This is a genomic window from Calidithermus timidus DSM 17022, from assembly GCF_000373205.1.
Taxonomy (GTDB): Bacteria; Deinococcota; Deinococci; order Deinococcales; family Thermaceae; genus Calidithermus; species Calidithermus timidus.
In genome coordinates this window covers 134,794-155,700 of record NZ_KB890696.1, presented here as the reverse complement: position 1 = coordinate 155,700, position 20,907 = coordinate 134,794, and the positions used below count along the sequence as shown (strand labels likewise).

The 20,907-nt window shown below is 67.2% G+C and carries 26 protein-coding genes; 20 read left to right on the top strand and 6 right to left on the bottom strand.

Annotated features, from left to right (window positions below; all coding sequences use genetic code 11):
* The first annotated feature begins 1 nt into the window (after position 1).
* The 13 genes from B047_RS0107290 to B047_RS0107230 all read left to right on the top strand — a co-directional run bounded on the left by B047_RS0107290 (position 2) and on the right by B047_RS0107230 (position 11,365).
* Positions 2-862, top strand: coding sequence for a branched-chain amino acid ABC transporter permease (locus tag B047_RS0107290; RefSeq protein ID WP_018466301.1), 861 nt, complete (start codon positions 2-4; stop codon positions 860-862).
* On the top strand, positions 859-1,809 hold the full coding sequence (locus B047_RS0107285) for a branched-chain amino acid ABC transporter permease (RefSeq protein WP_018466300.1): 951 nt from the start codon (positions 859-861) through the stop codon (positions 1,807-1,809). Before B047_RS0107290 ends, B047_RS0107285 begins: the two co-directional genes overlap by 4 nt.
* Positions 1,790-3,250, top strand: a complete 1,461-nt coding sequence (locus tag B047_RS0107280; protein WP_018466299.1) for an ATP-binding cassette domain-containing protein — start codon at positions 1,790-1,792, stop codon at positions 3,248-3,250. The genes B047_RS0107285 and B047_RS0107280 overlap by 20 nt, the downstream gene beginning before the upstream one ends.
* 8 nt (positions 3,251-3,258) lie before the next feature.
* On the top strand, positions 3,259-4,593 hold the full coding sequence (locus B047_RS0107275; RefSeq protein ID WP_026234685.1) for an aromatic ring-hydroxylating oxygenase subunit alpha: 1,335 nt from the start codon (positions 3,259-3,261) through the stop codon (positions 4,591-4,593).
* A 9-nt stretch (positions 4,594-4,602) separates the two neighbouring features.
* Complete coding sequence (locus B047_RS0107270) at positions 4,603-5,115, top strand: aromatic-ring-hydroxylating dioxygenase subunit beta (RefSeq protein WP_018466297.1); 513 nt, start codon at positions 4,603-4,605, stop codon at positions 5,113-5,115.
* 9 nt (positions 5,116-5,124) lie between these two features.
* A complete protein-coding gene (locus B047_RS0107265; RefSeq protein WP_018466296.1) occupies positions 5,125-5,379 on the top strand; it encodes a hypothetical protein in 255 nt (84 codons plus the stop codon).
* Positions 5,372-6,571, top strand: a complete 1,200-nt coding sequence (locus B047_RS0107260) for a 4-hydroxybenzoate 3-monooxygenase (RefSeq protein ID WP_018466295.1) — start codon at positions 5,372-5,374, stop codon at positions 6,569-6,571. The genes B047_RS0107265 and B047_RS0107260 overlap by 8 nt, the downstream gene beginning before the upstream one ends.
* 87 nt (positions 6,572-6,658) lie before the next feature.
* Positions 6,659-7,642 (top strand): catechol 2,3-dioxygenase, encoded by a 984-nt coding sequence (locus B047_RS0107255; protein WP_018466294.1) that lies wholly within the window; start codon positions 6,659-6,661, stop codon positions 7,640-7,642.
* 1 nt (position 7,643) lies between these two features.
* Entirely contained in the window at positions 7,644-8,300 is a 657-nt protein-coding gene (locus B047_RS0107250; protein WP_018466293.1) for a GntR family transcriptional regulator, read from the top strand.
* Positions 8,297-9,208: a DUF6282 family protein gene (locus B047_RS0107245; protein WP_018466292.1), complete on the top strand. Its 912-nt coding sequence runs from the start codon at positions 8,297-8,299 to the stop codon at positions 9,206-9,208. Before B047_RS0107250 ends, B047_RS0107245 begins: the two co-directional genes overlap by 4 nt.
* Positions 9,205-9,915, top strand: a complete 711-nt coding sequence (locus B047_RS0107240) for a PIG-L deacetylase family protein (RefSeq protein WP_018466291.1) — start codon at positions 9,205-9,207, stop codon at positions 9,913-9,915. Before B047_RS0107245 ends, B047_RS0107240 begins: the two co-directional genes overlap by 4 nt.
* Entirely contained in the window at positions 9,912-10,562 is a 651-nt protein-coding gene (locus B047_RS0107235) for a 4-carboxy-4-hydroxy-2-oxoadipate aldolase/oxaloacetate decarboxylase (RefSeq protein ID WP_018466290.1), read from the top strand. The genes B047_RS0107240 and B047_RS0107235 overlap by 4 nt, the downstream gene beginning before the upstream one ends.
* On the top strand, positions 10,562-11,365 hold the full coding sequence (locus tag B047_RS0107230) for an NAD(P)-dependent oxidoreductase (protein WP_018466289.1): 804 nt from the start codon (positions 10,562-10,564) through the stop codon (positions 11,363-11,365). Before B047_RS0107235 ends, B047_RS0107230 begins: the two co-directional genes overlap by 1 nt.
* A gap of 97 nt (positions 11,366-11,462) precedes the next feature.
* Here B047_RS0107230 and B047_RS16480 read toward each other — a convergent pair whose 3' ends face one another.
* The 5 genes from B047_RS16480 to B047_RS0107210 all read right to left on the bottom strand — a co-directional run bounded on the left by B047_RS16480 (position 11,463) and on the right by B047_RS0107210 (position 14,582).
* Positions 11,463-11,852 carry a hypothetical protein gene (locus B047_RS16480; RefSeq protein ID WP_018466288.1) on the bottom strand — a complete coding sequence of 130 codons (390 nt, stop codon included), beginning with the start codon at positions 11,850-11,852 and terminating at the stop codon, positions 11,463-11,465.
* A gap of 4 nt (positions 11,853-11,856) precedes the next feature.
* A complete protein-coding gene (locus tag B047_RS17585) occupies positions 11,857-12,090 on the bottom strand; it encodes a response regulator transcription factor (RefSeq protein WP_084784963.1) in 234 nt (77 codons plus the stop codon).
* A 70-nt stretch (positions 12,091-12,160) separates the two neighbouring features.
* Complete coding sequence (locus B047_RS0107220; RefSeq protein WP_018466286.1) at positions 12,161-12,631, bottom strand: copper chaperone PCu(A)C; 471 nt, start codon at positions 12,629-12,631, stop codon at positions 12,161-12,163.
* Positions 12,632-12,652: 21 nt separating this feature from the next.
* Complete coding sequence (locus tag B047_RS0107215; protein WP_018466285.1) at positions 12,653-14,089, bottom strand: PepSY-associated TM helix domain-containing protein; 1,437 nt, start codon at positions 14,087-14,089, stop codon at positions 12,653-12,655.
* 100 nt (positions 14,090-14,189) lie between these two features.
* The gene (locus B047_RS0107210) at positions 14,190-14,582 is read right to left on the bottom strand and encodes a hypothetical protein (protein WP_018466284.1); all 393 of its coding nucleotides are present in this window, start codon (positions 14,580-14,582) and stop codon (positions 14,190-14,192) included.
* Positions 14,583-14,725: 143 nt separating this feature from the next.
* Here B047_RS0107210 and rpmG point away from each other — a divergent pair, with 143 nt between their 5' ends.
* From rpmG to B047_RS0107195, 3 genes are read left to right on the top strand one after another with little or no spacing between them, the layout of a single operon-like run.
* Positions 14,726-14,893, top strand: coding sequence for a 50S ribosomal protein L33 (gene rpmG, locus B047_RS0107205; RefSeq protein WP_018466283.1), 168 nt, complete (start codon positions 14,726-14,728; stop codon positions 14,891-14,893).
* The gene (locus B047_RS0107200) at positions 14,890-15,954 is read left to right on the top strand and encodes a CobW family GTP-binding protein (protein WP_018466282.1); all 1,065 of its coding nucleotides are present in this window, start codon (positions 14,890-14,892) and stop codon (positions 15,952-15,954) included. Before rpmG ends, B047_RS0107200 begins: the two co-directional genes overlap by 4 nt.
* Positions 15,951-17,252: an APC family permease gene (locus B047_RS0107195; RefSeq protein WP_018466281.1), complete on the top strand. Its 1,302-nt coding sequence runs from the start codon at positions 15,951-15,953 to the stop codon at positions 17,250-17,252. Before B047_RS0107200 ends, B047_RS0107195 begins: the two co-directional genes overlap by 4 nt.
* On the opposite strand, the gene B047_RS17210 is transcribed toward B047_RS0107195, so the two are convergent.
* Complete coding sequence (locus B047_RS17210) at positions 17,249-17,428, bottom strand: hypothetical protein (RefSeq protein ID WP_211209138.1); 180 nt, start codon at positions 17,426-17,428, stop codon at positions 17,249-17,251. The two genes, B047_RS0107195 and B047_RS17210, sit on opposite strands and share 4 nt — an antisense overlap.
* 378 nt (positions 17,429-17,806) lie before the next feature.
* Between B047_RS17210 and B047_RS0107185 the strand changes: the two genes are divergently transcribed.
* Genes B047_RS0107185 through B047_RS0107170 form a run of 4 tightly spaced genes read left to right on the top strand, consistent with a single transcriptional unit; the run spans position 17,807 to position 20,889 of the window.
* Entirely contained in the window at positions 17,807-18,136 is a 330-nt protein-coding gene (locus B047_RS0107185) for an antibiotic biosynthesis monooxygenase family protein (RefSeq protein WP_026234682.1), read from the top strand.
* On the top strand, positions 18,133-19,050 hold the full coding sequence (locus tag B047_RS0107180) for a heme/hemin ABC transporter substrate-binding protein (RefSeq protein WP_018466277.1): 918 nt from the start codon (positions 18,133-18,135) through the stop codon (positions 19,048-19,050). Before B047_RS0107185 ends, B047_RS0107180 begins: the two co-directional genes overlap by 4 nt.
* A gap of 22 nt (positions 19,051-19,072) precedes the next feature.
* The gene (locus B047_RS0107175; RefSeq protein WP_018466276.1) at positions 19,073-20,098 is read left to right on the top strand and encodes a FecCD family ABC transporter permease; all 1,026 of its coding nucleotides are present in this window, start codon (positions 19,073-19,075) and stop codon (positions 20,096-20,098) included.
* Between the two features lie 2 nt (positions 20,099-20,100).
* A complete protein-coding gene (locus B047_RS0107170; protein WP_026234681.1) occupies positions 20,101-20,889 on the top strand; it encodes a heme ABC transporter ATP-binding protein in 789 nt (262 codons plus the stop codon).
* The last annotated feature ends 18 nt before the right edge of the window (positions 20,890-20,907 follow it).

The window sequence follows — 20,907 nt, the reverse complement described above, 5'->3', positions numbered from 1 at the left end:
CATGACCCTGCTCTTGCTGACCCAACTCCTCAACAGCCTGGCCTTCGCCATGCTCCTCTTCCTCCTGGCGCTGGGGCTTTCCCTCATCTTCGGGGTGGCCCGGGTGGTTAACCTGGCCCACGGGGCCTTCTACATGCTGGGGGCCTATTTAGGGCTGGCCCTGGGGAATAGCCTCAACTTCTGGCTGGCCCTCCTCCTGGTGCCCCTCTTGGTGGGCCTTCTGGGGGTGGCGGTGGAGCGCTTCTTGCTGCGGGGCCTGCACGGGCGGGAGCTCGAGCAGGTGCTGCTCACCATTGGGCTGGGCTTCGTGATCGCCGACTTATTGCGGGCTACCTTCGGGGCGGCCATCCGCTCGGTGCCCCCGCCGGAGGCCCTGGCTGGGCCCTTGTTCCTGGGCTCCTTCATCTACCCCAAGTACCCCCTCTTCGTGCTGGGGGTGGGGGTGGCCCTCTTCCTGCTGGTGCGGCTTCTGCTGGCCCGCACGCCCTTTGGGGTGCAGGTGCGGGCGGTGACCGCCGACCCCGGCATGGCCAGCGCCCTGGGCATCCGGCCCGCCCAGGTGAGCCTGCTCACCTTCGGCATCGGCACCGCCTTGGCCGGGCTGGGAGGGGTGGTGGGGGCCCCCATGATCGCCCTGGCCCCGGGCCTCGACGCCCAGATGACCCTCTTCGCCCTGATCGTGGTGGTCATCGGGGGGCTGGGCCGCATCGAGGGGGCCTTCTGGGGGGCCATCCTGGTGGGGCTGGTGGACGGTTTTGGGCGGCTTTTCCTGCCCCAGGTGGCGATGTTTTTAATCTTCGCCCTGATGGCCCTGGTGCTGGCCCTGAAGCCCGAGGGGCTTTTGGGTAGGAGGGTGGCATGATGGCCGGCCTGAGCGAGGTTCGCCGGGTGCGGTCGGCTTCCCAGCGCCTTGCTTTGCGCATCGGGCTGGTAGCCCTTTGGTTCGTGCCCCTGTTTCTGGGCGGATACCCCCTCTACCTGGCCACCGAGGCGGCCCTGCTCGCGGTGGCGGCGGTGGCCCTGGGCCTGCTCCTGGGGCACGGGGGGGTGCCCTCGCTGGGCCAGGCGGCCTTTCTGGGCCTGGGGGCCTACGCGGTGGGTCTGGCGCTCAAGGCCGGCCTGCCGCTTCTTCTGGCCCTGGCGCTGGCGGTGCTGGTGGCGGGGTTGTTTGCCCTGCTCACCGGGCTTCTGGTCTTCCGCACCCACGGGATCTTCGTGCTGATGTTGACGCTGGCCTTTGGGCAGATGGTCTACTCGGCGGCGTACAAGTGGAATGCGCTTACCGGCGGCGATGACGGGCTGAGCCTCTCGGGGCTCTCCCTCCACCCGGGCCTCCTGCACCTGGGGGCCATGGCGGTTTTGCTGGCGGTTCTGCTGGGCCTGGGGTGGCTCTTGCAGACCCCTTACGGCAAGACCCTCGAGGCCATCCGCCAGAACGAGGAGAAGATCCGCTCGCTGGGGGTGCCGACCTTTTACTACAAGCTCTCGCTGTTCGTGCTCACCGGGGCCCTCACCGGGCTGGCCGGGGGCGGGCTGGCGCTGCACCGCAGCTTCATCAGCCCCCACGACCTCTTCTGGCTGACCTCGGCCACCCTGATGGTGATGGTGCTGCTGGGGGGCAGCCGGGGCCTGTGGGGGGCGGCCTTTGGGGCCTTGCTCTACACCTTCGTGCAGTCCTGGGTTAGCTCCTTCACCGATTTGTGGGGGGTGTTCGTGGGCTTATTGCTCATCGGCACGGTGCTCTTCGCCCGCGAGGGGCTTTGGCCCCTTTTGGAGCGGCGGCTGGGGGGTGAACGTGGAGGCGCTTAGGGTCGAAGGGGTAGAGCGGGCCTTTGGGGGGCTGCTGGCCCTGGCCGGGGTCAGCCTGGAGGTGGCGCCGGGTGAGCGCCGGGCGGTGATCGGGCCCAACGGTGCGGGCAAGAGCACCCTCTTCAAGGTGGTGGCGGGGGAGCTGCGCCCCACCCGGGGGCGGGTCTACCTGCGGGGACGGGAAGTAACGGGGGTACCCCAGGAGCGGGTGGCGCGGCTGGGGCTGGGCCGCACCTTCCAGCGCTCCAACGCCTTCCCGGAGCTATTGGTCTGGGAAAACGTGGCCCTAGCGCACCAGGCTGCCGGGGGCCGGAGCGGCCACTTTGCCGCCCCGCTGCGGCTGGAATCGGAGGTGGAGGCGGCGCTGGAGCAGGTGGGTCTGAGCGAGCGGGCTGGGGTGGAGGTGGGCCGGCTCTCGCACGGGGAGAAGCGGCAGCTCGAGATCGCCATGGCTTTGGTGCAGAACCCCCAGGTGCTGCTTTTGGACGAGCCCCTGGCGGGGCTTTCCGGGGCCGAGCGGGAGCGCATCGGCGAGCTCATCTTGGGGCTCGAGCCCCGCATGACCGTGCTCTTGGTAGAGCACGACCTGGATTACGCCCTGCGCTTTGCCCAGCGGGTCACGGTGCTGCACTACGGCGAGGTGGTGGCCGAAGGGGAGCCCGAGGCCATCCGGCAAGACCCCAAGGTGCAGGAGATCTACGTGGGCCAGGGCTGGGGGGCGGACAGGGCCGTCCAGAGCGCCCCGGGCCTCGAGGTGCTGCGCTGCGAGGGGCTTGCGGCGGGGTACGGGCCCATGCGGGTGCTGGAAGGGGTGGGCCTGCGGGTGGGCCAGGGGGAGGTGGTGGCCCTCTTGGGCCGCAACGGCATGGGCAAGACCACCCTGCTCTCGACCCTGATGGGCCTTCTGCCCCTGCAAGCGGGTGAGGTCTACTTCCAGGGCCAGGCCCTGGGCCGCCTGCCCACCCACCGCCGGGCGGAGCTGGGGCTGGCCCTGGTGCCCCAGGGGCGGCGGATGTTCGAGGGGCTATTGGTGGAGGAGGAGCTGCGCATGGCGGCCTGGGCTCAGCAGGGGCGCTGGACGCTGGAGCGGGTGCTGGAGGTCTTTCCCCGGCTGGCCGAGCGGCGCAAAAGCCCTTCCAGGGCCCTATCCGGGGGTGAGCAGCAGATGGTGGCCATCGCCCGGGCCCTTTTGCGCAACCCCAAGCTGGTCTTGATGGACGAGCCCACCGAGGGGCTCTCGCCCCTCATGGTGCGGCAGGTGGCGGAGGTAATCCGCGCCCTGAAGGCCGAGGGCGAGACGGTCTTGTTGGCCGAGCAGAACGTGCAGATGGCGCTGGCGGTGGCCGACCGGGTCTACATCCTGGAGCACGGCGAGATCGTCTGGGAAGGCCGCCCGCAGGAGGCCAGCGGCGTGGTGCTGCACCGCTATTTGGGTGTGTGAGGTGGGATATGGCCAAGGTCAAAACAGGGGTCTCTCCGCGGCTCTCCCGGATGCTGGAGGAGCTGCAGGAGGGGGTGGAGGACGGCCTGGTGCCGGCCTGGATCTTCAACGACCCCGAGCTTTTTGAGCTGGAAAAGGAGAAGATTTTCAGCCGCGCTTGGGTCTACCTGGCCCACGAGTCGGAGATTCCCAAGCCCGGCGACTACGTGCTGCGCTACGTGCTGGACAACCCCTACATCCTGGTGCGGGGCGAGGACGGGGTGGTGCGGGCCCTTTTGGACATGTGCCGCCACCGGGGGATGCGGGTCTGCCGGGCCGAGCTGGGCAACGCCAGCCACTTCCGCTGCCCCTTCCACGGCTGGACCTACCGCAACGACGGGAGGCTCATAGGGGTGCCGGCGGAGCGCGAGGCCTTTGGGCAGGACTTCAACAAGGAGGAGTGGGGGCTGGTGCCCATACCCCGGCTCGAGGCCTTCGACGGGATGATCTTCGGCAACCTCGACCCCGAGGCCCCTTCCTTGGCGGAGTGGCTGGGGGACATCCGCTGGTACTTAGAGCTCGTCACCAAGCGCAGCCCACAGGGCCTCGAGGTGCTGGGCCCGCCCCAGCGCTGGGTAGTTCACACCGACTGGAAGCTGGCCCTGGAGACCTTTCTGAGCGACAGCTACCACACCCTCATGACCCACCGCTCGCTCATCGAGCTGGGCATCGCCCCCAAGGACGCCAAGTACGCCATGTACGGCGAGCAGATCCACATCCCCGGCAAGGGCCACGGCAGCATGGTGGTGGGGGCCCCGCCCGGGGCCAAGCTGCCCCCCTTCTGGGGCTACCCGGAGGAGATGCTCGAGCGCGCCCGCACCTCCTACCCCACCCCCGAGCAGTTCGAGACCGCCCGCGAGACCCGCATCCTCCTGGTCACGCTCTTTCCCAACTTCTCCTTCCACAACCCCATCCGCAAGCCCGACCACAAGTACCAAGGCGCCGTGCCCATGCTTACCTTCCGGGTCTGGCACCCCTTGGGCCCGGGCCGCATCGAGATTTTCTCCTGGGCCCTGGTGGAAAAAGACGCCCCGGAGTGGTTCAAGGAGAAGACCCGGCACTCCTACCTGCGTTTCTTCGGTTCCTCGGGCACCTTCGAGCAGGACGACACCGAGATCTGGAGCCACGTGGCCCACAACGCCGCCACCCCCCAGGGCCGCCACCTGCGCCTCAACTACCGCATGGGGCTCAAGCTCGAGCCCGACCCCAACTGGCCGGGGCCGGGGGTGGCCTACGGCCTCAACTTCACCGACGCCAACATGCGCAACTTCCACCGCCGCTATTTGGAGATGCTGCTTTCTTAGGGGTGAACCGTGGAACGTACCCAGGCCCTACTCAACTGCCTCTATCAGGAAGCCGAGCTGCTCGACGAGGGGCGCTACCGGGAGTGGCTGGCCCTGCTGGCCCAGGACGTGCGCTACCAGGTGCCGGTGCGCGTGACCAAGGAGCGGGGCCCGGAGGGAGGGGTGAGCGGGGTGATGGAGGGGATGTACCACCTGGACGAGGACTACACCTCGCTGGAGATGCGCGTGGCCCGGCTCGAGACCGGCTTCGCCTGGGCCGAAGATCCCCCTTCCCGCCTGCGCCACTTCGTGACCAACGTGCGCATCGGCGAACCCAGGCCCACCCCCAAGGGCGAGGAGAGCGAGGTGCGCTCCAACCTGCTCATCTTCAGGAGCCGCTGGGATCGGCCCGACTACACCTTGCTCTCCGCCGAGCGCCGCGACGTCTGGCGGCAGGAGGAGGGGGGCTGGCGGCTGGCCCGCCGCACGGTGGTTCTGGACAGCGCCACCTTGCCCACCCACAACCTCGCGTTCTTCTTCTAGGGGGGTTTTGTGTTCACCCTGACCAACGAGTTCACCACCGTGACCATCGAGAAAGTCCAGACCCGCAACGGCGAGCGGCTGCGCATCAGCGCCCCGCGCATGGGCTACAGCGTGGAGCTCGACCCCTTAGAGCTCGAGGCCCTGACCTGGCAGCCGGTGGAGACCTTCTCGCGGCTGCTCTCTACCCCCTTTGGCCCCGACGAAGAAGGGGTGGAGGCCCGGCCGCTTTCCGATCTGATCCTCTTTGGAGGCGAGCATGGCTAGGGTGGGCGTGGTGGGGGCGGGGCCGGCGGGGTTGTTGCTGGCCTACCTGCTGCACCGCGAGGGCCTTGAGGTGGTGGTCTTCGAGGCCAAAAGCCGCGAGTACCTGGAGACAAGCCCCCACCGCATCCGCGCGGGGGTGCTGGAGTGGGGCAGCCAGGAGATTCTGCGCCGGGCCGGGCTGGGACAGCGGATGCTCGAGCAGGGCTTAGAGCACCGGGGGGTCTACCTGGCTTTCGACAGGGCCCTGCACCGGCTGGACTTTCCCAGCCTCACCGGCAAGAGCATCTGGGTCTACAGCCAGCAGTTCGTGGTGCAGGACATGATAAGGCTCCACCTGGCCCAGGGCGGGGCGATTCGCTTTGAGCACGAGGTGCTGGGCCTGGAGGAGGACGCGGGGGGTCTTTGGGTGGTCTACCGTACCCCCGAGGGCGCGACCGAGCGGATGCGCTGCGATTTCGTGGTGGGGGCCGACGGCTCGCACAGCCGGCTGCGGGCCCAGATACCGGAGGCCCGGCTGCACCAGAAGAACTACCCCTTCGCCTGGCTGGGCATCCTGGCCGAGGCCCCGCCCGCCGCCGAGGAGCTCATCTACGCCAGCCACCCCCGCGGCTTTGCCCTCTTCAGCATGCGCTCGCCCACCCGCTCGAGGAACTACCTGCAAGTGGGGGTGGAGGAGCGGCTCGAGGACTGGCCCGAGGAGCGCATCTGGGCCGAGCTGAACGAGCGGCTTGGGGGGGTGGCCGAGGTGCGCCCGGGGCCCCTGTTGGAAAAAAGCCTCACCCCCCTGCGCTCCTTGGTGCTGGAGCCCATGCAGCACGGCCGCTTCTTCCTGATGGGCGACGCGGCCCACGTGGTGCCGCCCACCGGGGCCAAGGGCATGAACCTGGCCCTCTCTGATGCGGTGCTTTTGTACCGGGCGCTACTGGCCTACTACCGCCGGGGCGAGGAGGGCCATCTGTTGCGCTACACCCAGGACGCGCTGCGCCACGTCTGGCAGGCCGAGCTCTTCTCCTACTTCATGACCACCCTGCTCCACACCCCCACCGACCCCTTCGACGACGGGCTGCGCACCGCCCAGCTCCGCCACCTGGCCGAAAGCCCCCACCTCCAGCGCTTCCTGGCCGAGAACTACGTGGGCCTCTACACCAGCGGACGCTACCCCGGGTGGGTGGGGGAGGGGGTCTCGGCCTAGCCCAGGGGCCCTTTCCTGGGCGTTTGCCGCACGGATTGTTGACAATGTGGTTGACCAATGGCTAACATGCGGGACAAGGAGGTTGGTATGTCCGAGGAAGTTGCCCCAGGGGCCTGGCCCTACTGCGACCTGGCCCACCTGGCCCATCTGGAGCTCCTGACGCCTAAGCTAGAGGAAAGCCTTCGCTTCTTCACCGAGGTCATGGGCCTCATCGTGAGCGAGTCCACCCCCAGCTCGGTCTACCTGCGCGGCTGGGACGACTACGAGCACCACACCCTCAAGCTCAGCGCCGCCCCCAAGCCGGGCTTGGGGCACTTCGCCTTCCGGGTGCGCAGCCCCGAGGCCCTCCAACGGCGGGTTCGGGTTCTGGAGCAGAGCGGGCTGGGCCAGGGTTGGGTGGAGGATGAGCGCGGCCACGGCCCGGCCTACCGCTTCACCACCCCGGACGGGCACCTAATGGAGCTCTACTACGAGACCACCTGGTACACCCCCACCGAGGCCACCCGGCCCGCCCTCAAGAACCAGGCCTCCCGCTTTCCCGGCCAGGGGGCCAACCTGCGCCGGCTCGACCACCTCAACCTGCTGGCCTCGGACGTGCGGGCCATGCGGGTCTTCATGGAGGGCTACCTGGGGATGAAGGTCACCGAGCAGATCGTCTTCAGCGGGGGGGACGAGCAGGGGGTCTGGCTCACCAGCAACAACAAGACCTACGACGTGGCCATCACCAAAGACCACCTGGGGGCCAAAGGCCGCTTCCACCACTGCACCTACGCGGTGGACAGCCGCGAGGAGGTCCTGCGGGCGGCGGACATTTGCTTGGAGCACGGGGTCAGAATCGAGACCGGGCCGCACAAGCACGCCATCCAGCAGACCTTCTTCCTCTACGTCTACGAGCCCGGGGGCAACCGCTTCGAGGTGGCCTGCCCGGGGGCCCGGCTCCTGCTGGCCCCAGACTGGCGGCCCATCGTCTGGAACGAGGAGGAGCGCAAGAAGGGCCAGGCCTGGGGGCTGCAGACGGTGCCCACCTTCCACACCTACGGCACCCCCCCGGTAGAGACCCAGGAGGCCTGAGATGGCCCTGACGGAGCGGGCCACCGAGACCCAAAGCGCCTACCTGCTGGTGCGCCGGGCCATTCTGGCCGGGGAGCTTCTGCCGGGGCAGCGCCTGGTGGAGAAGGAGCTCTCCGAGCGCTTCGGGGTGGGGCGGGCGGCCATCCGCACCGCCTTGGCCCGCCTCGAGCAGGAGGGCTTGGTGGAGAGCGAGCCCTTCCGGGGGGCGCGGGTGCGCACCATCGGCGAGGCCGAGGCGGTGGAGATTTTGGAGGCCCGCGCCGCGCTGGAGGCCCTGGCCGCCCACCACGCGGCCTGCAAGGCCACCCCCGCGCAGGTCGAGGCCCTGTGGGCCATCCACCGCCAGATGGAGGAGCGCCACCGCGCGGGCGACCTCTTGGGCATGTCCGAGCTCAACAGCCAACTGCACCGCAGCCTGGTGGAGATCTCCGGCCACCAGACCGCCGCCCGGCTCATCGAGGGGCTGCGGGCCCAGGGGGTGCGGCACCAGTTCCACACCATCCTGGTGCCGGGCCGCCCGCAGCAGTCCCTGGAGGAGCACCGCCGGATTATAGCCGCGGTGGCCGCCCACCGGCCCGAGGAAGCCGAAGCCGCCATGAAAGCCCATCTGGAGGGCGTCATCGCGGCCCTCAAACGCATCGGAAGGAGCACCCTATGACCCCCAGCGAACGTGCCGTCGAACTGGTGCGGGGCGCTTACGACCTGCACGTGCACATCGAACCCGACGTGATTCCCCGCCGCACCCACGACCTCGAGCTGGCCCAGCGCTTTCGCGAGCGGGGCCTGGCCGGCTTCGTGCTCAAGTCCCACTACGTCCCCACCGCCGAGCGGGCTGCCCTGGCCCGGCGGGTGGTGCCGGAGGTGGAGGTGCTGGGCAGCCTGACCCTGAACCACGGGGTAGGCGGGCTCAACCCGGTGGCGGTGGAGATCGCCGCCCGCGAGGGGGCCCGCGTCGTCTGGCTGCCCACCGTGGACGCGGCCAACGAGGCCCGCGAGGCCGACGCCCTGCCCCCGGAGAAAAAGCCCCTGTGGGCCAGGCTACAGGCGGAGTTCCGCGAGGCCGGGCTGCCCCTTTGCCCCATCGCGGCCCTCGACGCCAACGGGCGGGTGGTGCCGGCTTTGCGCCAGGTGCTGGGGGTGGTGGCCCGGCACGGCCTGGTGCTGGCTACCGGGCACCTAGGCCGCGCGGAGATCCTGAAGGTGGTGGAGGCCGCCCTGGAGGAGGGGGTGCGCCAGGTTGTGGTCACCCACCCCGACTACCCCACCCAGGCCCTCTCCATCCCCGAGCAGCGCTGGCTGGCCCAGCAGGGGGCCTACCTCGAGCGCTGCTTGGTGCCTTCCTGGAGCGGCAAGGTGCCCTGGGAGCGGGTGTTCGAGGCCATCCGGGCCACCGGCCCCGAGCAGAACGTGCTCTCCACCGACCTGGGCCAGCCCAAGAACCCTCCCGTAGAGGACGGGTTGGCCCTCTTTGCCGACAAGCTCTTGGAAGCGGGTTTTGCGGAGGAGGAGGTGCGCCATATGGCCGTGACCAACACCGTGAAGCTGGCTAAAGGAGGGCGGGCGTGAAGCGGATGCTGGTCTTCAGCGCCCACGCCGCCGACTTCGTCTGGCGGGCTGGGGGGGCCATCGCCAGCGTGTGCGCCCAGGGGGGTACGGCGCGGGTGGTGGCGTTGAGCTACGGGGAGCGGGGGGAGTCGGGCGAGCTCTGGAAGGAGCCGGGCCAGACCCTCGAGCGGGTCAAGGCCATCCGCCACGCCGAGGCCACCCAGGCCGCCGAGGCCCTGGGGGCCAGCTTCGAGTGCTTGGACCTGGGCGACTACCCCTTGCGGGTGGACGAGCGGGCCCTGGAGCGCATGGTGGAGATCATCGTGGAGACCGCCCCCGACCTATTGCTGACCCATGCCGAGAAGGACCCCTTCAACCCCGACCACCCGCTGACCTACGAGGCGGTGGAGAAGGCCCGCCAGCTCGCCAGCGGGGCCGGGGTGGCCAGCGCCTTCCGCACCGTGCGGCCCCCCGAGTTTCTGCTCTTCGAACCCCACCAGCCCGAGCTGTGCGGCTTTGTGCCCACGCTTTTCCTGGACATCACCCCGGTCTGGGAGAAGAAGCAAAGAGCCATGGAGGCTTTTGCCTCCCAGGGGTATCTGCGCCAGTACTACAGCGAGCGGGCCGCCCACCGGGCCAACCACGCCCGCCGCATCGCCGGCCACAAGGACATCGAGCGCGCCGAGGCCTTCCAACGCGCGCTGCCCCAGGTGGTGAGGAGCCTATGAGCCTGAGCCCGGACGAACTGCAAACCCTGGCCCGGCTGGGGGTGGCCACGGTCTACGAGGCCTCGGGGCGGGAGGGGTTGGTGGACCTGCCCCTCTTCCAGCTCGTGCCCAGCAGCCGCGTAGCGGGGCCGGCCCTGACGGTGCTTTGCGCCCAGAACGACAACCTGATGGTGCACGCGGCCATGGCCGCGGTGCGGCCCGGCGAGGTGCTGGTCTTCGCCATGCCCGAGCCCGCCCCGGTGGCGCTGGTGGGGGAGCTTTTGGCCACCCAGGCCAAGGCCCACGGGGCCAGCGGGATGCTGATAGACGCCGCGGTGCGCGATGCCGAGGAGCTATCCGGGATGGGCCTGCCCATCTGGGCCCGGTATGTGCGGGCCCGGGGGGCCGAGCGCAAGTCGCTGGGGCAGATTGGGGTGCCCCTGCGGGTGGGCGGGGCCCTCATCCGCACCGGCGACATCCTGGTGCTGGACGCCGATGGGGCGGTGGTGGTGGCCCGGGAGCGGGCCAGGGAGGTGCTCGAGGCAGCCCAGGCCCGCGCCGAGCGGGAGGAGGGCCTGCGCAGGCGCTTTCAGGCCGGGGAGCTTTCCATCGACCTCTACGGCCTGCGCGAGCGGGTGGCCTCCGTGTTGGCTCGAGGGGAGGCCTGATGCCCCTGCGCGTGGCTGTGCTGGGCCTGGGTGAGGCCGGAGGGGCCATCGCCCAGGATCTGCTTGGAGCCGGGGCGGAGATGGTGGGCTATGACCCCCTTCCCGAGAAGGGGCCTCCGGGCATCCGGCGCGCCGCCAGCGAGGCCGAGGCGGCCCAAGGGGCCGGGGTTGTGCTCAGCGTGAACTGGGCCCGGGTGGCGCTCGAGGTGGCCCACCGGGTGGCCCCGGTGCTTGCCCCAGGCCAGGTCTTCGCCGACCTCAACACCGCGGCCCCGGCGCTCAAGCGGGCTCTGCACGAGGTGATCGCCCCCACCGGGGCCCTCTTCGCCGACATCGCCCTGATGAGCCCGGTGCCGGGCAAAGGCCTCCGCACCCCCTCGCTGGCCTCGGGGCCGGGGGCCTTGGCCTACGCCGAACGGCTGGGGCCTTTGGGCGCGGTGGTGGAGGGGGTGGGGGAGACACCCGGGGCCGCCGCCACCCGCAAGCTCCTGCGCAGCATCTTCTTCAAGGGGCTTGCGGCGGCGGTGGGTGAGGCCTTGGAGGCGGCCCGGCGGCTTGGCCTCGAGGCCGAGACCCGCCAGAACATCGCCCAGACCCTGGAGGAAGCCAACGCCGCGCTCATCGACCGGCTGGAGGAGGGCAGCCGGCGCCACGCCCTGCGGCGGCAGGAGGAGATGCTGGCCGCGGCGGCCTTGCTGGAGGAGGTGGGCCTGAGGCCGGTGATGGCCCGGGCTACGGCGGCGTGGCTGGAGGGCTTGAGGGCGCCAGGCGCGAAGCCCGAGCCGGGCCCTCCTACCCCCTGAGCTTGTCTGGGAAAGTCGGTGCTGCCCCGCCCGGAACGACGGCCCCCTGGACCGCTCCAACTCGAACACCAGCAGATGAACTTAAGCAGGTTGGATGCTAGGGGAAGGCCCGCACCCCCAGGCTAAAGCCCAGCGCGGGGGCGGGGCCAAGCTGAAGGCTCAGGGTGAGGCTCAGCTCGGCGTCGGGGCGGCTTTGGGCGTAGCGGGCGCTGAGCACAGGCCGGACTGGGCCGTCCAGAAGCAGGTAGGTGCTCAGGTTCCAAAGGGCCTCCTCCCCCAAGGGAAGGGTCCACTGCCCCGCCAGGAAGGGGCCCAGCGGCAAGAGGGAAGGAAAGCTCGCGTAGCCCCCCTCGAGCGTCCACAGCCCCTCGCCCAGGCTGCCGCTCAGGCCCAACGCGTAGCGGGCCTCAAAGGGGTCGAAGAGCGCCCAGCCCTCCCCGTACACCACCACGCCCGCCACGGTGCCGCTCCCGCTCAGGCCCAGCACCGCTTTAGCCGGGTAGAGGGCGTGGGCCTCTTGCGAATCGCCTGAGCTCGGCGGGGTTGCGAAGGCCCAGTTTCCGCATCACCTTGCTGCGGTGCAGGCTGACCGTGCTAACCGAGATGTCCAGGACGCTAGCTATTTGCCGGTTGGTGTAGCCGCTGGCGACCAGCTCGAGCACCCGCCGCTCCGCAGGGGTGATGAGCTGCCGTCGGCGCTTACCGCAACGACTGTAGGTATTCATTCTGAAAGATTTCCAGAGCAACCCGCCCCTCCCCTCGGAAAAGGGGCGGGTTTTGTTCGAACCAGGAACGCTATCGCCGTTCCACCCTCAGCTCGATTCGGGCCTCCCGGCTGCCCTCAAAAAACAGCCGGATGGGAATTCGCTCCCCCTCCTTCAAGGGTCGTTTCAGGCCCATCAGCATCAGGTGCTTTCCGCCGGGCTTAAGCTCCAGACGCCCGCCTTTGGGCAACACCAGGGCCTTGACCTCGCGCATCCCCTGCACCACCTGCCCTGCGCGGTTTTCCCGGTGGTCCTCCATGAGCATGACCCCCTGGGCCACCGGGCTCTCGCCCCCGATAAGGCGCAGATCGGCATCGGTGGGGTTTTGTAGGACGAAGTAGGCCGTAGTGTCGCGCAGGCTGGAGGGCACCTGCCGCACCCAGCCCGAGACCAGGCGTACCTGGACCGGGCTCATGCGACCCTGCGGCATGGGGCTGCCGTGCCCGTGCTGGCTATGGTCGTGCTGGGCTAAGCTCAAGCCCAGGAAAAAAAGCAGCAGCATCAGCCTCCTGACTCCCCTCACTCAGCTCACCACCCTTCGCAGGGCGGGAATCCGCTGCACGATTAGGTAGTCCAGCGCAGCCACCAGGAGCAGGGTTGCTCCTGCTACCGGGAAAAGCAGCCCCATCACCACGATGATGGCCACCGCGCCCTTCCACAGGGGCAAGTTCTTGGGCATGGGGGGAGCGGCCAGACGGAAGACCCCGGCGGGGCGGCGCAGCCACCACATAACCGCTGCGGCGGTGCTGGCCAGGATAATCAGCAGGCAAAACAGCGCATTGAGGGCCTGGCTCCACCCGCCATACGTGCCCTTGTGCAGGGCAATGCCTGCAGCCATGGCCTTGGCCCCCAGGCTGTACTGGCCCCAACCGATGTCGGCCAGCACCTTGCCGCTGTACTGGTCTATGTGCAGGGTGCGGTCTTTGCGGGCGTCGGTGACGTCGCGGCTCATACTGCTGGCCGATACCGTCCAGACTCCCTCCGGGCCGCGCGGCAGGGCCACCCAGAAGCCGTGGTTGAGTCCGTTGTCCCGCGCGTACTGAATCACCGTGTCGAGGTTGACTGGGGTTCCGGCGGGAATGCCGTCCTGCCCGGCCATGGAGCCCGAGAGGGGCAGCTTGGCCTGCTCTAGGTTCCACGGAACCAGCTTTTCGCCCGGGCGGTTTAGGCTCTCCAGGGTTTGGTTGCTCTTGGGCACATTTCTCGACTTCTGCTCGGGGAAGGTGTTCCAGGGCTGCACGTACCGCCCTCCCCAGATGCCCGTCCAGGCTAGACCGGTAAAGGCAAAAAACAGCACGATGCCTGCAACCCAGAACATGGGTACGCTGTGTAAGTCTTTCCAGAAGCTGCGCCCCCGGGCCTTGAAGCGGGGAATCAGGGTGCCGTATACCCCCTGCCCATTGCGCGGCCACCACAGGTACAACCCGGTGACCACCAGCAGCACCATCAGGCTGGCTGCTAGTTCGATGAGCAGGTCGCCCAGGTTGACCTTACCCACCCCGGGCAGGGCTACCTCCCGCTGGATCAGCAGGGTACCGTGGATACGGGTGGCGATATTCTCCCAGCGGCTGGCGTTATCCACCTCCCCCAGCACGGCCAGGGTGTAGGGGTTCACGAATACGGTTAGCTTCCGCCCGTCCTGCTCCAGGGCTACCTGCGAGGCGCGGTTTGGTTCGGTGTTGGGACGGAAGCGTTGCAGGGTGGCCTTGGGGTAGGCCTGGCGTACGGCCTCGAGCTGGGCCTCATAAGGGTGAACCTGGCCCTGAGGCTCTACGAACATCAGCGAGCGATACTGCACCGCCTCAATCTGGGGGCTGAAGAGAATCACCAGACCGGTTAGGGCCAGCATCAGCATGAAGGGGATCACGTACAGCCCGGCGTAGAAGTGCCAGCGCCAGACCGCCAGGTACAGCTTGGGTTGCGTGGGGTTATATTCGCCCACTTGAGGGGCTTGGGTCATGGGAAGCCTCCTTGATGTGAAAACGTGGAAGCGGGGTATAAAGCCTAGAAGCCGTCGGGTCTGCACAGACCCACCAAGCATTAGGTTTGGAACGGGTTTTCTAGGCGACCGGAGGCCCCCGGGCCGCCAGGCTTTGCATGTAGGCGTCCCGCACCAGGGCCGATTCGATGGGCGAAAACCGCACGAAGCGCGGCTGGGAAAAACGGCCCTGGGCGGGAGCCAGGTCGTCCACCGGCAAAAGCTGCACAAAGCAGAGCGGCCCGTGCTCTACGGGGTGGTTCTTTTCTTGAGGCTGGCCCTGGTGCTCCAGGGTGCAGAGGTTGGCTAGGTTGAAGCGGCTGAGCTCCTCGAGCCCGGCTATGCCGCGTATCGCTACACCGTACATCAAGACCCCGCGCAGCCCTAGCTCGAGCGAAACCACCAGCAAAGTCAGGCTCAGCAGCAGGGCTAAAGCCTGATTGGCTCGGTGCGGGTGTGCGGGCGGTGGAGCCATTTCGTCTTCGAATTTATCTAAAAATCTAACCAGGACAGATGTCCCTGGGTGGCTCAAGCAACCTGCCCTCGTTCAAGCTACCCCCTTGGGGAAAGCACAGGATCTCCTTGACATCTTATTGATAATACATTATCAATAATTGCATGGCAAAGAAGGGAACCCGCATCCTGGTTCAGATGGTCTCTACCGTCGGAACCGGCACATTTTTTGTAACGCAGAAGAACCGAAGGAACACCCCAGAAAAATTGACCCTGAGAAAGTACGACTCTAGGGCTCGCAAGCACGTTCTCTTCAGGGAGGAAAAGCTGTGAACAAACCGCCTATCCCTACCTCGGTGCTGGTAGGCTTTTTGGGAGCTGGCAAGACCACCCTGATCAACCATCTGCTGAGCGCCCAGCACGGGAAAAAGATTGCAGTAATTGTGAATGAGTTCGGCCAGGTCAATGTGGATGCCAAGTTGGTGCGCTTCACTTCGGAGAAGATGGTCGAGATGTCGAACGGTTGCATCTGCTGCACTCTGCGCGAAGACCTCTTGCAAGAGCTTCGCACCCTGTCCGAACTCGAGCTCGACTACATCCTGATTGAGTCCACCGGCATTGGAGAGCCGCTGCCCATCGCCCAGACCTTTCACATGGAAGACCTGCCCCAGCGGGTTCGGCTGGACTCGATTATTACCGTATTAGACGCAGAAAACTTTTGGCAGACCTGGCAGAGCGTAGACGAGGTGAAAGACGCAGAGGGCAACCCCGTGCAGGTGCCATTGGCTCCCCTGCTGGCCGATCAGCTCGAGTTCACCTCCATCGTGCTGCTCAATAAAGCCGATCGGGTGAGCGAGTCCGACTTGCAAAAGCTGGAGTCCTTCGTCCGCGAGCTCAACCCCTACGCCCGCATCTACCGCACCGTGCGAGGCCAGATTGAGCCCCAAAAACTGCTGGGTACCGGCCTCTACAACTATGCCGAAGGGATGGCCCACCCCGACTGGGAGGCCGAGTGGAACAAGAGTGGCAGTGAGGCCGAGGAGTACGGCTTCGAGAGCTTTGTTTACCAGAGTGAACAAGGGTTCGAGGCCCAGGCCTTTGAGGCCTTTTTGCATAACTGGCCCAAGGGAGTCATCCGGGCCAAGGGCTGGGTTAAGTTTGTCAACCATGTGCCGGTCACGCTCTCGCAGGCTGGTAAGCAGATCGTGCTCGAGCCCCGCATGGAGCCCCTACATGAGGGGGAGCTGCGCGCCCTACCCGAAGCAGAGCAAGCGCGATACCGAGCCTTGCTCGAGGCACTTAACCGCGAGCCCACCGAGATTGTCTTCATTGGGCAGGGCCTAAGCAAGCGCCAGGATGAGATAGTCAGGCGGCTGGAGGCCTGTCTGGCATGAACCTGCCCTGCTCACTCCACTGGCTGCAGGGCCTGCTCCTCATCTCAGGAGCTTTTTTTGTGGTGATCTACCAGAGCGGCTGGGCCCTGGCCGAGCTGGGGGGTTGGTCCTTGCTCATCTGGCTGCACGCGGCCCTCCTCGGCGTGCTGCAAGCATACTGGTTGTACCGGCTGGCCCAGGCTTACCCCCATAAGGCGGGGGGCACCGCGGTCTACGCCCGGGAGGTCTTTGGGGGCCGAAGCCGGTGGTTGGCCTTTCTGTCCGGCTGGGGGTACTGGCTGGCCTGGACGCCGGCCACGGTGCTCAACAGTTACATCTGTGCCACCTTGCTCAACGGAGCCCTGGAAAGCTCTTTCAACCCCACCCTCCTCACCATCGGCATAATGGCCCTGCTGTATGCGCTCAACTGGTTTGGCCTGGGGCGGGTGATGGTCTCGAGCTATGCACTGGCTTTTCTCACCTTTCTACCCTTGCTCGTACTGGTGGGAATTGCCTTAGATACTTTTGAGGTAAGTAGGCTTTACGCCCTATTGAATCCTCCTACCCGCCTCGACGCCCTTGGCTACCTCAAGTGGTTTTTCGTCGTAGCATGGACGGCTTATGGCCTGGAGATGATCAGCAGTGTGGTGGCCGAGATCCGGGGCGGCCTGAAGCCCATGTTTGGTTGGGCTGCGGCCTGGAGCCTTTTGGCCTTTGCTGGGATTCCCTTCCTGCTGGCCATGGTCAGCGATGCAGAGACCCTGCAAAACGACCCCGTTATGGCCCTCAAACCCCTCTTCGTGGCGTACCTGGGGCCACAAGGGGCCACGCTGCTGCTGCTTTTTCTGGTAGGTGCGCTCTTGTACAGCGCCCTGGCCATCCTGGTGCCCAGCACCCGCACGGTCTATCAGATGAGCCTTGACGGACTTCTTCCCCCCTACTTTGCCCGGCTCAACCGCTACGGCACCCCACAAGGCTCGCTGGTGCTGGACATGGGGCTCAACTTGGCCTTGCTTTTAGTCTTTGGCCCCAGCCTGGTTTCCATCTTGGCCGTGGCCAACGTGGGGTACATGGCCGTCTTTGTGTTGCTGCCTTGGGTTTACGCCCTGTTTTTGCGCCGCCGCGGCGGGTTAAACGGGCCAACGGCGGCGCTCATAGGCGGGGTTTTTGGCTTCAATCTGCTGGTGCTGCTGCTGGGCAGCTACGCCTGGGGCGGGCTGGTCTTTTGGATGGGCTGGCTTCTTTTGGGGCTTGGGGTTTTGCTTTTCTTCGTTGCGGCCAGGGCGCGCCCCGAGGAAAGCGCCATGCAGAGGGGTTAGCAAACGCACCTCGAGGTGCAACAAGCCGCTAGGTCATCGGTCCACATCCCGCGCTTGCGGTAGACCTCGAGGGGCCCCGAATCCACCCCCAGCCGCTCGGCGATGGCCTGGGCCACCACCGGGAAGCGGGCCCGGAACTTGTAGATGAAGCAAAAGGCCGTACCCCGATGGTTCACCTTGGGCCCCACCAGGAAGAGCCCCGGGGTGCGGGTGGACTCGTCCGCGTCCTCCCTAAGGAGGGGAGTGGAGCCCTCCCAATGGAAAAGCTTTCTAACCTGAGCAAAACCACACCTTAAAACCGGTGGCCAGGATGGGCGTGGTCGCAGCTGCCTTCAGGGCTTGGGCGAGGCCTGGGGTAAGGAACAGGGGAAGAAGCCAGAGGAAAAGGCGCATGGGATTATTGACAACTAAATATCAAAAAGGCGGGGGTGAGCGAGCCTCCAATTTTGGCGGCCCTTGGCACAAGTAGTTATCGTTTGCAAAATCTCAAAAACCGAGCGAAATACTTGACTTTAATCCCGGAGCGTTCTAGCCTTGGCTCCGTGGAGGTGGGCATGTTTGTAACCATGAACCGCATCCCGGTAAACCCGGAGTATGCCGAGCGCTTTGAGGAGAACTTTCGCCAAAGGGCCAAGCTGGTGGACCGCATGCCGGGCTTTATCCGCAACCTGGTGCTGCGCCCGGTCAATTTGGCCGAGGAGCCCTACGTGGTGATGACCTTCTGGGAGAGCGAGGCCCACTTCCGGAACTGGGTCGGTAGCCCCGAGTTCAAGGAGGGTCACGCCAAAAGCAGCACCCTGCCCCGCGAGGCCTTCCGCGAGCAAAACCGTTTGGAAAGCTTCTTCGTGGTCACCGACTCGGCCTTGAAGGAGGAGCGGTCATGAGGGGGCTTTTGGGGGCTGCTTTCCTGGCCTTGGGCCTTGGCCTGGCCCAGCCCTTTACCGTCAAGGACGCCCGGGGCCAGACCGTCACGGTGCGCTCCATCGAGCGGATTGTGAGCCTGAACGGGGTGACCACCGAGATTCTCTTCGCCCTGGGGGTGGGGGACAAGGTGGTGGGGCGCGACACCAGCAGCTACTACCCGGCTGCGGTGAACCGGCTCCCCACCGTGGGCTACCAGTTCCAGCTCAACGCCGAGGGCATCCTGGCCCTAAAGCCCACCCTGGTCTTGGGCCGGGAGGACGCGAAGCCGCCCCAGATCTTTGATCAGCTCACCGCCGCCGGGGTGACGGTGGTGCGGGTGCCGGACAAGCCCACCCTCGAGGGGGCCAAGGAGAAGATTCGTACCATCGCCCTAGCGGTGGGCCAGGTGGAGCGGGGTGAGGCCTTGGTGCGGGCCTTGGAGCGCGACCTTCTGTTGCTCCGCTCCAAGCAGCGCCAGGCCACGGCGAAGCGAACCCTGAGGGGCCTGTTCCTCTACCTGCGGGGCACCCAGGTGACCTACGTGTGCGGGGAAGGCTCCAATCCGGTGGGGATGATGGAGCTGGCCGGCATCGCCAACGCCGCTAAGGGCATCAAGGACTGCGCCCAGATGACCGCCGAGGCAGTGGTAGCGGCCCAGCCCGACGTGATTGTGGTCTTCACCAAGGGGCTGGAGAGCGTAGGGGGCTTAGAGGGCCTGCGCAAGCTCCCGGGGGTGATGCAGACCCCCGCCGGGCAGGCGGGGCGGGTGGTGGCGATTGACGACCTCTACCTGGGCGGCTTCGGCCCCCGGGCTGGGCGGGCCGCGCTCGATCTTTTCATCGGGGCCTACGAGCGCCAAGGGCTCTACATCGCCGGGGAGCCGGCCCAGCCGTAAGCGACTTCTGTGAGGTAGGGGTATGTCCAGCCTGCGTCTTCACCGCTCCTTGCGCTACCGCCAGAGGCTCCTCGCTTTGGCCCTGCTCCTACCCTTCTCCTTGTTGCTGGCCGCGGGGATAGGAGCCTACTTCATCCCGCCTTTGGAGATTCCCCGCATCCTTTGGGAAAAGGCCGACCAGGCCTACGCGGTGCTGGTCTCCATCCGCCTGCCCCGGGTGGTGCTGGCCGCGGCGGTGGGGGCCTTGCTGGCGCTCTCGGGCGCGGCGCTGCAAGGCCTCTTCCGCAACCCCTTGGCCGACCCGGGGCTCATCGGGGTGACCTCGGGGGCCGGGTTGGGGGCGGCTATCTTCATCGTTTTGCTGCCGGGAGCGGGGGCTTTGCAGGTCTTTGCCCTGCCCCTAATGGCCTTTATAGGGGGGCTTCTCACCACCCTTTTGGTCTGGCGGCTGGCCAGCAGCGGGGGGCGGGTGCAGGTCTTGACCCTGCTGCTGGCCGGCATCGCCCTCAACGCGGCGGTGGGGGCCCTGATTGGCCTTTTGATCAGCCGGGCCAGCGACGAGCAGCTCCGCAGCCTTACCTTCTGGACCCTGGGGGGCTATGGCGGGGCCACCTGGCCGACCCTGTTGGCCATGGCCCCCACCGGGTTGGTGGCGGTGTGGGGGTTGATGCGTCTGGCTCGGCCCCTCAACGCCTTGGTGCTGGGGGAGCAGGAGGCTTTTCATCTGGGGGTGGACCTCGAGCCCTTCAAGCGCCAGGCCGTGGCTTTTTCGGCCCTAGCGGTAGGTACCGCGGTGGCCGCGGCGGGTGGGGTGGGCTTTATCGGGCTGGTGGCCCCCCACCTCTTCCGGCTTTTGGCCGGCCCCGACCACCGCTACCTGCTGCCCGGGGCTACCTTGCTTGGGGCTACCTTGAGCGTGCTGGCCGACCTGGTGGCCCGCACCGCAGTGGCCCCGGCGGAGCTGCCGGTGGGGGTGGTGACGAGCCTCCTGGGGGCCCCCTTCTTCATCTGGCTGTTGCTGCGCCACAAGCGGGAGGTGGCCCGGTGAGCCTGTTGGTGGTCGAGGGGCTTGGCTACACCGTGGCGGGGCGCGTCCTGTTGGAGGGGGTGGGCTTCGCCCTGGAGGCCGGGGAGGTGCTGGCGGTGCTGGGCCCCAACGGGGCCGGCAAGACCACCCTGCTGCGTCTTTTGGCGGGAGAAGAGCGGCCCAGCCGGGGCCGGGCTGAGTTTTTGGGGCGGCCCTTGGAGCGTTATGGGGCCCTCGAGCTGGCCCTATTGCGCGCGGTGCTGACCCAACGGCGCGAGGTGGGCTTTCCCTTTAGCGCCTACGAGGTGGCCTTTATGGGCCGGCTGCCCCACCTGGAGCGCCGGGCCGAGGGGCCTTTGGACCACGCCCAGACCGAGCAGGCCCTGGCCCATACCCAGGCCCTCCCCTTCGCTCCACGCCCCTACCCCAGCCTTTCGGGTGGCGAGCAGAGCCGGGTAGACCTGGCGCGGGTGCTGGCCCAGGAGCCCAAGCTGCTCCTGCTCGACGAACCCACCAACCACCTAGACCCCCGCCACCAGGTGGAGGTGATGGTCCTGTGCCGCCGCCTGGCCGAGGAGGGGCTTGGGGTGGTGGTGGTGCTGCACGACCTGAACCTGGCGGGGCTTTTCGCCGACCGGCTGCTGCTGTTGCACCAGGGGCGGATGGTGGCGCTGGGCCGCCCCGCCGAGGTGCTGCGGCCGGAGCGGCTCGAGGCGGTCTACGGCTTGCCCTTTGCCCTGGCCCAGCACCCCAGCGGCCGCCCTTGGGTGATGCCGCTGGCCCAGGCGGAGTTATTCCCGGTAGCGGGCTGAGTAGGAGGTTTTGCCATG

What these genes read in the sequence shown, in the direction of transcription:
- B047_RS0107215 (WP_018466285.1), bottom strand. Translation starts at nt 14,089, where the DNA reads ATGACCCAAGCCCCTCAAGTGGGCGAATATAACCCCACGCAACCCAAG.
- B047_RS0107195 (WP_018466281.1), top strand. Translation starts at nt 15,951, where the DNA reads ATGAACCTGCCCTGCTCACTCCACTGGCTGCAGGGCCTGCTCCTCATC.
- B047_RS0107255 (WP_018466294.1), top strand. Translation starts at nt 6,659, where the DNA reads ATGTCCGAGGAAGTTGCCCCAGGGGCCTGGCCCTACTGCGACCTGGCC.
- B047_RS17585 (WP_084784963.1), bottom strand. Translation starts at nt 12,090, where the DNA reads ATGAATACCTACAGTCGTTGCGGTAAGCGCCGACGGCAGCTCATCACC.
- B047_RS0107250 (WP_018466293.1), top strand. Translation starts at nt 7,644, where the DNA reads ATGGCCCTGACGGAGCGGGCCACCGAGACCCAAAGCGCCTACCTGCTG.
- B047_RS0107210 (WP_018466284.1), bottom strand. Translation starts at nt 14,582, where the DNA reads ATGGCTCCACCGCCCGCACACCCGCACCGAGCCAATCAGGCTTTAGCC.
- B047_RS0107185 (WP_026234682.1), top strand. Translation starts at nt 17,807, where the DNA reads ATGTTTGTAACCATGAACCGCATCCCGGTAAACCCGGAGTATGCCGAG.
- B047_RS0107275 (WP_026234685.1), top strand. Translation starts at nt 3,259, where the DNA reads ATGGCCAAGGTCAAAACAGGGGTCTCTCCGCGGCTCTCCCGGATGCTG.
- B047_RS0107260 (WP_018466295.1), top strand. Translation starts at nt 5,372, where the DNA reads ATGGCTAGGGTGGGCGTGGTGGGGGCGGGGCCGGCGGGGTTGTTGCTG.
- rpmG (WP_018466283.1), top strand. Translation starts at nt 14,726, where the DNA reads ATGGCAAAGAAGGGAACCCGCATCCTGGTTCAGATGGTCTCTACCGTC.
- B047_RS0107285 (WP_018466300.1), top strand. Translation starts at nt 859, where the DNA reads ATGATGGCCGGCCTGAGCGAGGTTCGCCGGGTGCGGTCGGCTTCCCAG.
- B047_RS0107235 (WP_018466290.1), top strand. Translation starts at nt 9,912, where the DNA reads ATGAGCCTGAGCCCGGACGAACTGCAAACCCTGGCCCGGCTGGGGGTG.
- B047_RS0107245 (WP_018466292.1), top strand. Translation starts at nt 8,297, where the DNA reads ATGACCCCCAGCGAACGTGCCGTCGAACTGGTGCGGGGCGCTTACGAC.
- B047_RS0107180 (WP_018466277.1), top strand. Translation starts at nt 18,133, where the DNA reads ATGAGGGGGCTTTTGGGGGCTGCTTTCCTGGCCTTGGGCCTTGGCCTG.
- B047_RS0107290 (WP_018466301.1), top strand. Translation starts at nt 2, where the DNA reads ATGACCCTGCTCTTGCTGACCCAACTCCTCAACAGCCTGGCCTTCGCC.
- B047_RS0107220 (WP_018466286.1), bottom strand. Translation starts at nt 12,631, where the DNA reads ATGCTGCTGCTTTTTTTCCTGGGCTTGAGCTTAGCCCAGCACGACCAT.
- B047_RS0107230 (WP_018466289.1), top strand. Translation starts at nt 10,562, where the DNA reads ATGCCCCTGCGCGTGGCTGTGCTGGGCCTGGGTGAGGCCGGAGGGGCC.
- B047_RS0107175 (WP_018466276.1), top strand. Translation starts at nt 19,073, where the DNA reads ATGTCCAGCCTGCGTCTTCACCGCTCCTTGCGCTACCGCCAGAGGCTC.